Source organism: Streptomyces sp. NPDC051364 (genome assembly GCF_040682115.1).
Classification (GTDB): domain Bacteria; phylum Actinomycetota; class Actinomycetes; order Streptomycetales; family Streptomycetaceae; genus Streptomyces.
The window spans coordinates 213,738-226,079 of sequence record NZ_JBFBAH010000002.1 but is presented as its reverse complement, the minus strand read 5'-3'; the positions used below and the strand labels follow the sequence as shown (position 1 = coordinate 226,079).

Annotated in this window: 10 protein-coding genes; 8 read left to right on the top strand and 2 right to left on the bottom strand. The window is 69.7% G+C overall.

All coding sequences use genetic code 11. The features are described from left to right. Positions 1-3: 3 nt before the first annotated feature. Positions 4-1,425 (top strand): acyltransferase, encoded by a 1,422-nt coding sequence (locus tag AB0M76_RS04920; RefSeq protein WP_365951559.1) that lies wholly within the window; start codon positions 4-6, stop codon positions 1,423-1,425. 6 nt (positions 1,426-1,431) lie between these two features. On the opposite strand, the gene AB0M76_RS04915 is transcribed toward AB0M76_RS04920, so the two are convergent. Then, entirely contained in the window at positions 1,432-1,857 is a 426-nt protein-coding gene (locus tag AB0M76_RS04915; protein ID WP_365951558.1) for a RidA family protein, read from the bottom strand. Between the two features lie 13 nt (positions 1,858-1,870). After that, positions 1,871-2,422 carry an adenylosuccinate lyase gene (locus AB0M76_RS04910; RefSeq protein WP_053786622.1) on the bottom strand — a complete coding sequence of 184 codons (552 nt, stop codon included), beginning with the start codon at positions 2,420-2,422 and terminating at the stop codon, positions 1,871-1,873. 412 nt (positions 2,423-2,834) lie between these two features. Here AB0M76_RS04910 and AB0M76_RS04905 point away from each other — a divergent pair, with 412 nt between their 5' ends. From AB0M76_RS04905 to AB0M76_RS04875, 7 genes are all read left to right on the top strand, one after another. After that, the gene (locus AB0M76_RS04905) at positions 2,835-4,637 is read left to right on the top strand and encodes a 3-hydroxybutyryl-CoA dehydrogenase (RefSeq protein WP_365951557.1); all 1,803 of its coding nucleotides are present in this window, start codon (positions 2,835-2,837) and stop codon (positions 4,635-4,637) included. A 175-nt stretch (positions 4,638-4,812) separates the two neighbouring features. Further along, complete coding sequence (locus tag AB0M76_RS04900) at positions 4,813-5,634, top strand: TetR family transcriptional regulator (protein ID WP_365951556.1); 822 nt, start codon at positions 4,813-4,815, stop codon at positions 5,632-5,634. Positions 5,635-6,075: 441 nt separating this feature from the next. Further along, a complete protein-coding gene (gene ccrA / locus AB0M76_RS04895; protein WP_266662093.1) occupies positions 6,076-7,413 on the top strand; it encodes a crotonyl-CoA carboxylase/reductase in 1,338 nt (445 codons plus the stop codon). Positions 7,414-7,444: 31 nt separating this feature from the next. After that, positions 7,445-9,496: a protein meaA gene (locus tag AB0M76_RS04890; RefSeq protein WP_365951555.1), complete on the top strand. Its 2,052-nt coding sequence runs from the start codon at positions 7,445-7,447 to the stop codon at positions 9,494-9,496. A 71-nt stretch (positions 9,497-9,567) separates the two neighbouring features. Continuing rightward, the gene (locus tag AB0M76_RS04885) at positions 9,568-10,521 is read left to right on the top strand and encodes a CoA ester lyase (protein WP_365951910.1); all 954 of its coding nucleotides are present in this window, start codon (positions 9,568-9,570) and stop codon (positions 10,519-10,521) included. Positions 10,522-10,526: 5 nt separating this feature from the next. Then, entirely contained in the window at positions 10,527-11,039 is a 513-nt protein-coding gene (locus AB0M76_RS04880; RefSeq protein WP_030155134.1) for a MaoC family dehydratase, read from the top strand. A gap of 2 nt (positions 11,040-11,041) precedes the next feature. Then, the gene (locus AB0M76_RS04875) at positions 11,042-12,247 is read left to right on the top strand and encodes an acyl-CoA dehydrogenase family protein (RefSeq protein ID WP_030868030.1); all 1,206 of its coding nucleotides are present in this window, start codon (positions 11,042-11,044) and stop codon (positions 12,245-12,247) included. Positions 12,248-12,342: the final 95 nt, after the last annotated feature.

Here is a 12,342-nt window from a genome sequence, read left to right as displayed (position 1 = left end):
GCGGTGAAGCAGCACATACCCCTCCTCGCTCGGCGGAAGACCGCCGAGGCCCCGGCAGCCACCGGTGCGCGGCTCGGCTGGCTGGACGCGCTGCGCGGCTTCGCCGCCCTGGTCGTGGCCCTGCACCACTTCGGCGTGCTGCGGATGCTGCCGTTCGGCGGGCTGGTCCGGCAGAACTTCGACCTCGGTGTGTTCGGGGTCATGCTCTTCTTCATCGTCAGCGGCTACATCATCCCGGCCTCGCTGGAGCGCCGGGGCGATGTCCGGGCCTTCTGGATCGGCCGGATCTTCCGGATCTACCCGGCGCTCATCGTCGCGCTGGCCGCCTCGATCGTGATGCTGCCGCCCGGGGACGGCTCGACCTCGCTGCTGCGCACCGGTGACAACCTGGCCTCGCTGATCGCGAACGGCCTGATGCTCCAGGACCTTCTCGGCGTCCGCAACGGCATGAACGTCACCTGGACCCTCTGCTACGAGATGGTCTTCTACTTCTTCGTCACCGCCCTGTTCACCCGTGGCCTGCACCGGCACAGCGGAGTGATCGCGGTGGCCTTCGCCGGCGCCGCGCTGGCGATCGGCACGGCCCTGGCCCCGCAGCTGCTGCTGACGGAGCTCGGCTCGGTCCGGCTGCTCCTGCTGATCGTCACCCCGGTCTTCCTGCTGGGCTTCTGGGGTGTGCTCAGCGGCAACCGGAAGCTGACCGGGGCGGGCGCCGTGCTGCTCGGCGGACTCGGCCTGGTGCTGCTCACGCTGAACAGCCGGGCGGTGGCGTTCGAGACCTTGCTGATCCCCGCGACGATGTTCGCCGGCACCGCGGTCTACCGTGCGCAGCACGGCCAGCTCCGCCGGGCCCCGGCCCTGCTCGCTTGCGGGTTCGTGGTCGCCGCGGGCGTGCTCGCCGGGTGGCTGTACAACCGGAACGGGGTCCAGGAGCACACGTGGACCTCGGGCTGGAAGGCCTTCTCGATCTCCTACCTGGCGGCCTGGGCCCTGTTCGGCCTCGGTTTCCTCCTGCGGAACCGGCGCTTCCCGAAGGTGCTGACCTGGCTCGGCGCCATCAGCTTCTCGCTGTACCTGCTGCACTTCCCGCTGCTGCGTACCCTCGGGCCGCTGCTCGGGGTTCCGCCGATGCCCTCGTCGACGCTCGGGAAGTTCGCCTGGACGGGGATCTTCCTCGCCGTACTGCTGGCCGCGAGCCATGTGATGTACCGCCTCGTCGAGCTGCCGGCGCAGCGTCTCGGCCGGCGGGTCCAGCAGGCGGCGGAGCGCCACCGGCCGTCCACGCAGGCCGCGCCGGCCACGACGGCCACGACGGCCACGGCCGCGGCCGGGCCCGATGTGATCCTGGTGCCCCGGCAGCCGGGCGGTGCGGGCCGCGGGCCCGCCGCCGTCCCCGCGCAGGGCGAACCGTCCTCGGCCCGCTGACCCGGCCTACCGCTCCGCAGGCATCGGCAGCACCGCGAAGGCCTCCACCTCCAGCAGGAGTTCGGGCCGGAAGAGGGCGGCGACCTGGACGGCCGAGGAGGCCGGCTGCCGGTCGCCGGGGATGACCGCGTCGCGTGCCTCGCGTACCGCCGGGAGGTGCGCGACGTCCGTGACGAAGTAGGTCAGCTTCACGACGTCGTCGAAGGTCGCCCCGGCCGCTGCCAGGCAGCGCCGCAGGTTCTCGAACACCTGGCGGGCCTGCGCGGAGGCGTCGCCCGCGCCGACTACCTCGCCCTGCTCGTCGAAGGCACACTGGCCGGAGACGGCGATGAACCGCCCGGTGCCCCAGGCCACATGGCTGTAGCCCGTACCGGGGTGGACGCCCTCCGGCGCGGCCAGGCGGGTGATGTGGCTGTCGTCGCGTTCGCTCATGCGAGCGATCATGTCAGCCGAGCGCGCGCAGCGCGGCCGTCGCCGCCACCGCGAGGCGCGGATGGGACTGGGCCCGGGTCAGCACCTCTCGGGACCGGGGGTCGGCGAGGGCGCCGAGTCCCTCGACACAGGCCAGGGCCACCCGCCAGTAGGGGTCGTGCGGGGACAGCAGGCGGGCCAGGGTGGCCATCAGGACCGGCGCCGACTCGGGGGCGCGCAGGGCCGTGAGCAGCCGTACGGGCTGGAGGGCGTAGGCCGTGCGCAGGGTGTTGGTGGCGAGGGCGGCCGCCGCGCGGGCGGTACGCGGGTCCCCCAGTACGGCGAGCGCCTCCGCGGCGGCCGCGCAGCGCGGCGGATCCCGGTGGTTGAGCAGCAGCACCAGCGGCTCGAAGGCCCGCCGGTCCCCGGCCAGGCCGAGGCGGTAGGCGGCCAGCTCGCGGGCCCACAGCGGCAGCCCGGCGGAGGTCAGGGAGGCCGCCAGCGCGTCGGGGTCCGCCGCGAGCAGTTCCTCGTACGGAGGGGACTGCCCGGATTCCGTTCGCAGGCGCTCCAGCACGTCGTTCACCCGGCCACCCTAGGGGGGTGAGGGCGCCGCCGCGGCGGGTTTCCGCAGATGGGTGATCGATGATCGATGATCGGTACATTTGGGCGGTACAGGTCACATCTCCGCGCTCTGGCGCGCCAGTTACCGGCGGGTTACGCTCCCTTCAACGTACGAGGCCGGCCTGGTGACGCAGCCGCCCCGTACCAGTCGGTTCGGTACCTCATGTTCGGTACCTCAGGCACGTCAGGCATCCCGGGTACATCACGTACCTCGTGTGCCTCGGCTGCCTCGAGTGCTTCTCGTGTACGGCGTGGCCCCGGGACAGGGTCCGCCGCTCTCTGCGCCCCGCCCTTCCTCGGGGCCGGGATCTCTGCCGCGCGTCGTGCGCCGCGCGCCGCCCTCAGTCGTCACCCTCTTCCACTGGAGTCCCGCGATGGACCTTCCGTCCACGTCCAGTCAGTCCACCCTCCAGACCATCGCCGTCGTCGGCCTCGGCACGATGGGCACCGGCATCGCCGAGGTCCTCGCCCGGGCCGGCCGCGAGGTCATCGGCATCGACATCAGCGACACCGCCACCCGCCGGGCCACCGCCTCCCTCGCGGCCGCCACGGCCCGTTCGGTGACCCGCGAGCGCCTCACCGAGCAGGAGCGGGAGGGCGTGCTGGCCCGCTTCCGCACCTTCACCGAGCTGACCGCCGCGGCCGACGCCGATCTCGTCATCGAGGTCGTCCCGGAGAGCTACGAGGTCAAGCAGCGCCTCTTCCGCGAGCTCGACGCGATCGTCCGGCCCGGCACGATCCTGGCGACCGGTACCAACGCCCTGTCGGTGACCCGGCTCGCCGCCGAGTCGCAGCGTCCCGAGCGCGTCCTCGGCCTGCACTTCTTCAACCCGGCCCCGGCGATGAAGCTGGTCGAGGTCGTCTCCAGCGTCCTCACCGCCCCGACGGCCGTCGAGGCGGTCACCGTGCTGGCCCGCGAGCTCGGCAAGGAGCCCGTCTCGGTCGGCGACCGCCCCGGCTTCGTCGCGGACGGCCTGCTCTTCGGCTACCTCAACCAGGCCGCCGCGATGTACGAGTCGAAGTACGCCTCCCGCGAGGACATCGACGCGGCGATGCGGCTCGGCTGCGGCCTGCCCATGGGCCCGCTCGCGCTGCTCGACCTGATCGGCGTGGACACCGCCCGGACCGTCCTGGAGGCCATGTACTCCTCCTCCGGCGACCGGCTGCACGCTCCGGCCCCGATCCTGGGCCACCTTGCCGAGGCCGGCCTGACCGGGCAGAAGTCCGGGCGCGGCTTCTACACGTACGAGGAGCCGGGCAGCTCCACGATCGTCCGCGACGCGCAGACCCCGCTGGACGGGGCCCGGCTCGGCGAGGGCCGTCCGGTCGGCTCGGTCGGCGTGGCCGGCTCCGGCACCATGGCGAGCGGTATCGCGCAGGTCTTCGCGCAGGCCGGCTTCGCGGTGGTGCTCGCCGCCCGCAGCCAGGAGAAGGCGGACGCCGCGAAGGCCGCGATCGGCAAGTCCTTGGGCCGTGCGGTGTCCAAGGGCCGGCTGACCGAGGAGGGCGCCGCGCAGACACTGGCCCTGATCACCCCGGCCGGGTCGCTGGACGCGTTCGCCGACGTGGACCTGGCCGTGGAGGCCGTCGCGGAGGACCTGGCGGTCAAGCAGGAGCTGTTCGCGGCCTTGGACAAGGTCTGCAAGCCGGGCGCGGTGCTGGCCACCACCACCTCCTCGCTGCCGGTGATCGCGGTCGCCCGCGTGACCTCGCGTCCGCAGGACGTGATCGGCATGCACTTCTTCAACCCGGCGCCGGCGATGAAGCTGGTCGAGGTGGTCCGGACCGTCCTGACCTCCGACGACGTGCACGCCACGGTCCGCGAGATCTGCACGAAGGTGCGCAAGCACCCGGTGGACTGCGGGGACCGGGCCGGCTTCATCGTGAACGCGCTGCTGTTCCCGTACTTGAACAACGCCGTCAAGATGGTCGAGCAGCACTACGCCAGCCTCGACGACATCGACGCCGCCATGAAGCTGGGCGGCGGCTACCCGATGGGGCCGTTCGAGCTCCTCGACGTCGTCGGTCTGGACGTCTCGCTGGCGATCGAGAAGGTCCTCCACAAGGAGTTCCGCGACCCGGGACTGGCCCCGTCCCCGCTGCTGGAGCACCTGGTGGCGGCGGGCTGCCTGGGCCGGAAGACCGGCCGCGGATTCCGTGAGTACGCCCGCCGGTAAGCAGCGCCCTGGCCAGGTGCCCCAAGAGCCGGATGCGTGGGGAGGGCTGCTCGGGTCTGCCGGACCCTCACGGCAGGCCATACCTTCCGAGCCCAGTGCGGGCTCTCCCCCGCATCCACCCCCGTCCCACCCCCCTCAGGCGCGCTCCCCTGCGCAAATGAAGTACTTTCGATCCATGTCCCAGCCCGCCAAGACCTCGCCCCGCGCCGCCACGGCCTCCGACAGCCCGGAGAGCACGGCCGGCACCAAGGCGGCCGCGCAGCGGCTCAAGATGCGCCGTGAGCTCGCCGCCGCCGCGATGGAGCTGTTCGCGACCAAGGGGTACGAGGCGACGACGGTCGACGAGATCGCGGCGACGGCGGGGGTGGCGCGCCGGACCTTCTTCCGGCACTTCCGCTCCAAGGAAGAGGCGATCTTCCCGGACCACGACGACACCCTGACCAGGGCCGAGGCGGTGCTGGACGTGGCCCCGGCGCACGAGCACCCGCTCGACACGGTGTGCCGCGGGATCAAGGAAGTCATGAAGATGTACGCCGCCTCGCCGGCGGTGTCGGTGGAGCGCTACCGGCTGACCCGCGAGGTGCCGGCGCTGCGGGAGCGGGAGATCGCCTCGGTGGCCCGGTACGAGCGGCTGTTCACCCGCTATCTGCTGGCCCACTTCGACGAGACCGACCACCACGACGGCAACGACGACCCGCTGCTGGCCGAGGTGGCCGCCTCGGCGGTCGTCACGGCCCACAACCACGTGCTGCGGCGCTGGCTGCGGGCGGGCGGCCAGGGGGACGTGGAGGCGCAGCTGGACCATGCCTTCTCGATCGTGCGGAAGACCTTCGGTACGGGGATCGGCGCGGGCCGGACCCTGAGCACGGCGCCGGCCCCGGACGCGCCGGCGGCGGTCCGCACGCAGGGCGAGGTGCTGGTGGCGGTGGCCCGTACGGACGCCCCGCTCGACGAGGTCATGCGGACCATCGAGGAAGCACTGAGGAACAAGCAGTAGTCCCACCCGTCGAGTCACACACATCACAGTGGCCGCCCCCCTTCCGGGGGCGGCCGCTTTTGTTTGTCCGACTTGCCCCTACTCACGGGTAACTCTGATCGATCATCGCTCATCTGCGCAGGTCAATAGGCAAATGAGAGAAAGTTTTGGCACGCGGTGCCTTGCCGGGTGACACGGGGTGCCATACGTTGAATCTCGTCCGGATGTCCCCGCGGTCCACGCCCACTCGGCACGAACCGCGCCCCGGATGCCTGCGTCACCAGGCACCGCACGCCTCACCACGGGCGTCGCCAGCACCACAGCTCTCCCCCAGCCTTCGGCCGGGGGGACCCTCACCGGACCGACGGCATCTCGCAGCACCGCAGCACCACACCACACCCGTACCACGCACCTGCGTATCCCTCAGCGCACCCTCATCAGCGCTCCGCCGGAGGCAACACCGTGAAGGACATCCTGGACGCGATCCAGTCGCAGGCCGCTACGGCCGCCGACTTCGCGGCCCTGCCGCTCCCCGACTCGTACCGCGCGATCACCGTGCACAAGGACGAGGCGGAGATGTTCGCAGGGCTCACCACCCGCGAGAAGGACCCGCGCAAGTCCCTGCACCTCGACCAGGTGCCCGTGCCGGAGCTCGGCCCGGGCGAGGCCCTGGTGGCCGTCATGGCCTCGTCGGTCAACTACAACTCCGTGTGGACCTCGATCTTCGAGCCGGTGTCCACCTTCAGCTTCCTGGAGCGCTACGGGCGCCTGTCGGAGCTCACCAAGCGCCACGACCTCCCGTACCACGTCATCGGCTCGGACCTCGCGGGCGTCGTGCTGCGCACCGGCCCCGGCGTCAACGCCTGGAAGCCGGGCGACGAGGTCGTCGCGCACTGCCTCTCGGTCGAGCTGGAGTCCTCGGACGGCCACAACGACACGATGCTCGACCCCGAACAGCGCATCTGGGGCTTCGAGACGAACTTCGGCGGTCTCGCCGAGATCGCACTCGTCAAGTCCAACCAGCTGATGCCCAAGCCCGGCCACCTCAGCTGGGAGGAGGCCGCCTCCCCCGGCCTGGTCAACTCCACCGCCTACCGCCAGCTGGTCTCCCGCAACGGCGCCGGCATGAAGCAGGGCGACAACGTCCTGATCTGGGGCGCCAGCGGCGGACTCGGCTCGTACGCCACCCAGTTCGCGCTGGCCGGCGGCGCCAACCCGATCTGCGTCGTCTCCAGCGCGCAGAAGGCGGACATCTGCCGCGCGATGGGCGCGACCGCGATCATCGACCGCAGCGCCGAGGGCTACAAGTTCTGGAAGGACGAGCACACCCAGGACCCGAAGGAGTGGAAGCGCTTCGGCAAGCGCATCCGCGAGCTGACCGGCGGCGAGGACGTGGACATCGTCTTCGAGCACCCGGGCCGCGAGACCTTCGGCGCCTCCGTGTACGTCACCCGCAAGGGCGGCACCATCGTCACCTGTGCCTCGACCTCGGGCTACAACCACGAGTACGACAACCGCTACCTGTGGATGTCGCTCAAGCGGATCGTCGGCTCGCACTTCGCCAACTACCGCGAGGCCTGGGAGGCCAACCGCCTGGTGGCCAAGGGCAAGATCCACCCCACGCTGTCCAAGGTCTACTCCCTCGAGGAGACGGGCCAGGCCGCGTACGACGTCCACCGCAACCTCCACCAGGGCAAGGTCGGCGTGCTCGCCCTCGCCCCCGAGGAGGGCCTCGGTGTCCGCGACCACGAGATGCGCGCGACGCACCTCGAGGCGATCAACCGTTTCCGGAACATCTGAGACCGTTCAAGGGCCAAAGGGACAGCCTGAGATGACAGAGCGCCAGAAAGACCGTCCGTGGCTCATGCGGACGTACGCCGGCCACTCCACGGCCGAGGCGTCCAACGAGCTGTACCGCCGCAACCTCGCCAAGGGCCAGACCGGCCTGTCGGTCGCGTTCGACCTTCCGACGCAGACCGGCTACGACCCCGACCACATCCTCGCCCGCGGCGAGGTGGGCCGGGTCGGGGTCCCGGTCTCCCATCTGGGCGACATGCGGCGGCTGTTCCAGAACATCCCCCTGGAGCAGATGAACACCTCGATGACGATCAACGCCACCGCCATGTGGCTGCTGGCGCTCTACCAGGTGGCCGCCGAGGAGCAGGGCGCGGACATCGCCCTGCTCCAGGGCACCACCCAGAACGACATCGTCAAGGAGTACCTCTCGCGCGGGACGCACGTCTTCCCGCCCGGGCCCTCGCTCCGCCTGACGACGGACATGATCGCGTACACGGTCAACCACATCCCGAAGTGGAACCCGATCAACATCTGCTCGTACCACCTCCAGGAGGCCGGGGCCACCCCGGTCCAGGAGATCTCGTACGCGATGTCGACCGCGATCGCCGTGCTGGACTCGGTGCGCGACTCGGGCCAGGTCCCGGAGGATCGTTTCGGCGAGGTGGTCGCCCGTATCTCGTTCTTCGTGAACGCGGGCGTCCGCTTCGTCGAGGAGATGTGCAAGATGCGCGCCTTCGGCCGCATCTGGGACAAGGTCACCCGCGAGCGCTACGGCATCGAGAACGAGAAGCAGCGTCGCTTCCGCTACGGCGTCCAGGTCAACTCCCTGGGCCTGACCGAGGCTCAGCCGGAGAACAACGTCCAGCGCATCGTGCTGGAGATGCTGGCGGTCACCCTCTCCAAGGACGCCCGCGCCCGCGCCGTGCAGCTGCCCGCCTGGAACGAGGCGCTGGGCCTGCCCCGGCCCTGGGACCAGCAGTGGTCGCTGCGTATCCAGCAGGTTCTGGCGCACGAGAGCGACCTGCTGGAGTACGAGGACATCTTCGCCGGATCCCACGTCATCGAGGCCAAAGTCGACTCCCTGGTCGCCGACTGCCTGGCCGAGATCGACCGGATCCAGGAGATGGGCGGCGCGATGGCCGCCGTCGAGTCCGGGTACCTGAAGTCCCAGCTCGTCTCCTCGCACGCCGAGCGGCGGGCCCGGATCGAGGCCGGCGAGGACAAGATCGTCGGCGTCAACTGCTTCGAGCAGACCGAGCCGAACCCGCTCACCGCCGACCTGGACGGCGCCATCATGACGGTCGACCCGGCCGTCGAGGCGCTGACCGTGGAGCGGATCGGCCGCTGGCGCGAGGAGCGTCAGGAGTCATCGGACCGGCAGGGGAACGGCGACCCGTTCGTCTTCCCGACGGTGATGCAGTCCCTGGACCGGCTGAAGCAGGCCGCGGCCGGGACCGAGAACCTGATGGAGGCCACCCTGGAGTGCGCCCGCGCCGGTGTCACCACCGGCGAGTGGGCAAACGCACTGCGCGAGGTGTTCGGCGAGTTCCGCGCCCCGACCGGGGTCTCCTCGGCCCCGGTGGCCGTCACCGCGGAGGCGGGCACGCCGATGGCCCTCGTCCGCGAGAAGGTCGCCCGTACCGCCGAGGACCTGGGCTCCGGCCGGCTGCGCCTGCTGGTCGGCAAGCCCGGCCTGGACGGGCACTCCAACGGCGCCGAGCAGATCGCCGTACGGGCCCGCGACGCCGGTTTCGAGGTGGTCTACCAGGGCATCCGGCTGACGCCCGAGGAGATCTCCTCGGCGGCGCTGGCCGAGGACGTGCACTGCGTGGGACTGTCCATCCTGTCCGGTTCGCACAGCGCGCTCGTGCCGGACGTGCTGGAACGCCTCCGTACGGCGGGGGCGGGTGACATCCCCGTCGTGCTCGGCGGCATCATTCCGAACGCCGATGCCATCGCCCTCAAGGCGGCCGGAGTCGCTGCCGTCTTCACACCCAAGGACTTCGGTATCACGGAGATCATCGGCCGTATCGTCGACGAGATCCGGAAAGCGAACAAGCTCGACCCTCTGGAGGTCCCCGCATGACCGCCCACCCGTCGCCCACCACCGCCCTTGCAGGAAGCGGCTCCGCCGCTGCTCCTTCTGCATCGTCTCCCGTGAACCGGCTGCGGCCGCGCCGCTCCTGCCTCGCGGTTCCGGGATCGAACCCGCGGTTCCTGGAGAAGGCCCAGGGCCTGCCGGCCGACCAGGTCTTCCTCGACCTCGAGGACGCCTGCGCCCCGCTGGCCAAGGAGGGCGCCCGCCACACGATCGTGGACGCGCTGAACAACGGCGACTGGACCGGCAAGACCCGGGTCGTGCGCGTCAACGACTGGACCACGCACTGGACGTACCGCGACGTCATCACGGTCGTGGAGGGCGCGGGCCAGAACCTCGACTGCATCATGCTGCCGAAGGTCCAGGACGCTCAGCAGGTCGTGGCGCTGGACCTGCTGCTGACCCAGATCGAGAAGACCATGGGCTTCGAGGTCGGCAAGATCGGCATCGAGGCGCAGATCGAGAACGCCAAGGGCCTGGTCAACGTCGACGAGATCGCGGCCGCCTCGCCGCGGCTGGAGACCATCATCTTCGGCCCGGCCGACTTCATGGCCTCGATCAACATGAAGTCGCTGGTCGTGGGCATGCAGCCGCCCGGCTACCCGGCGGACGCGTACCACTACATCCTGATGCGGATCCTGATGGCGGCCCGCATGCACAACCTCCAGGCGATCGACGGCCCCTTCCTCCAGATCCGCGACGTGGACGCGTACCGCGAGGTGGCGGGCCGGGCGGCGGCGCTGGGCTTCGACGGCAAGTGGGTGCTGCACCCGGGCCAGGTCGACGCGGCGAACGAGGTCTTCTCCCCATCCCAGGAGGACTACGACCACTCCGAGCTGATCCTCGACGCGTACGACTGGTGCACCTCCGAGGCCGGCGGCAAGAAGGGCTCGGCCATGCTCGGCGACGAGATGATCGACGAGGCCAGCCGCAAGATGGCCCTGGTCATCGCGGGCAAGGGCCGCGCGGCCGGGATGCAGCGCACCACCAAGTTCGAGATCCCGGAGGCCTGATCCCGATGCAGTTCGGACGCACTTACGAAGAGTTCGAGGTCGGGGCGGTCTACAAGCACTGGCCCGGAAAGACGGTCACCGAGTACGACGACCACCTCTTCTGCCTGCTGACCATGAACCACCACCCGCTCCACATGGACAGCAATTACGCGGAGAACACGACCGACTTCGGCAAGAACGTGGTCGTGGGCAACTACATCTACTCCCTGCTGCTGGGCATGTCCGTGCCGGACGTCTCCGGGAAGGCCATCGCCAACCTGGAGATCGAGTCCCTGCGGCACGTGGCGCCGACCTTCCACGGCGACACCATCTACGGCGAGACCACGGTCCTCGACAAGACCCCGTCGAAGTCGAAGAACGACCGCGGCATCGTCTACGTGGAGACCAAGGGCTACAAGCAGGACGGCACCCTCGTCTGCGTCTTCCGGCGCAAGGTGATGGTCCCGACCGAGACGTACATCAAGGAGCGCGGCGGCGAGCAGCCCGGCCGCCCGCAGCTGAAGGAACAGGGGAAGTAGCCATGGCCCGACTCGCCCAGACCGCCGGGCTCACCGACGTCCAGCGGGAGATCCTCAAGACCGTCCGGGAGTTCGTCGACAAGGAGATCATCCCGGTCGCGACCGAGCTCGAACACCGTGACGAGTACCCGCAGCAGATCGTCGACGGCCTCAAGGAGCTCGGCCTCTTCGGGCTGATGATCCCCGAGGAGTACGGCGGCCTGGGTGAGTCGCTGCTCACCTACGCACTGTGCGTCGAGGAAATAGCGCGGGGCTGGATGTCCGTCTCGGGCATCATCAACACGCACTTCATCGTGGCGTACATGCTCAAGCAGCACGGCACGCAGGAGCAGAAGGACCACTTCCTGCCCCGTATGGCGCTGGGAGAGGTGCGCGGCGCGTTCTCGATGTCCGAGCCGGGGCTGGGCTCCGACGTGTCGGCCATCACGTCCAAGGCGGTCAAGGACGGCGACGAGTACGTCCTGAACGGCCAGAAGATGTGGCTGACGAACGGCGGCAGCTCCACGCTGGTGGCGGTCCTCGTGCGAAGTGACGAAGGCCACCCCGAGGGCACGGCCCCGCACAAGTCGATGACGACCTTCCTCGTCGAGAAGGAGCCCGGCTTCGGTGAGGTCCGTCCCGGCCTGACCATCCCGGGCAAGATCGACAAGATGGGTTACAAGGGCGTCGACACGACCGAGCTCATCATGGACGGACTGCGCATTCCGGCCAATCGGGTCCTCGGAGGCCAGACGGGCCGAGGGTTTTACCAAATGATGGACGGCGTCGAGGTCGGCCGCGTCAACGTGGCGGCGCGTGGCTGCGGTGTCGCTCAGCGTGCGTTCGAGCTGGGTGTCTCGTATGCCCAGCAACGTCACACTTTCGGCAAGGCGATCGCCGAGCACCAGGCCATCCAGTTCAAGCTGGCCGAGATGGCTACCAAGGTCGAGGCCGCCCATGCGATGATGGTGAATGCGGCACGCAAAAAGGACTCCGGGGAACGAAACGACCTCGAAGCAGGGATGGCGAAGTACCTCGCCTCCGAATACTGCAAAGAGGTGGTGGAGGACGCCTTCCGTATCCATGGCGGCTACGGATTCTCGAAGGAGTACGAGATCGAGCGCCTCTACCGCGAGGCGCCGATGCTGCTGATCGGTGAAGGTACCGCCGAGATCCAGAAAATGATCATCGGTCGGCGCCTTCTCGAGGAGTACCGACTCCAGGGCTGAAAGTCCCTTTTGCGGCGGATCGTCCATGGGTTCGTCGCAAAAGAATCACTGGCAGTCACTGGCCTGCGGCCATCGACTCGGCTTCTGGCTTGCCC